Here is a 265-nt window from a genome sequence, read left to right as displayed (position 1 = left end):
GAGAAGTATCTGGGAAAACAATCGGCATTATCGGTTTAGGTGAAATTGGTAGTGCAGTAGCTCGTCGTGCAAGAGCATTTGACATGGATGTGCTATACACTGGACCTAATCGCAAAGAAGAAAAAGAACGAGAAATCGGTGCAAAATATGTAGATTTAGATACACTATTAAAGAATGCAGATTTTATCACTATCAACGCTGCTTATAATCCTAAAATGCATCATTTAATTGATACAGAACAATTTAAAATGATGAAATCTACGGC

1 protein-coding gene is annotated in these 265 nt (G+C 35.8%); it reads left to right on the top strand.

What is annotated here, in order from left to right; translation table 11 throughout:
* Nucleotides 1-265: NAD(P)-dependent oxidoreductase (locus tag GUI70_RS25825; protein ID WP_161884589.1), on the top strand; the 265-nt coding region annotated here is incomplete at both ends.

The organism is Deinococcus alpinitundrae (assembly GCF_009982895.1).
GTDB lineage: Bacteria > Deinococcota > Deinococci > Deinococcales > Deinococcaceae > Deinococcus > Deinococcus alpinitundrae.
Note: the sequence above shows the minus strand (reverse complement) of the source record. Positions and strands in the feature narration are given on the sequence as shown.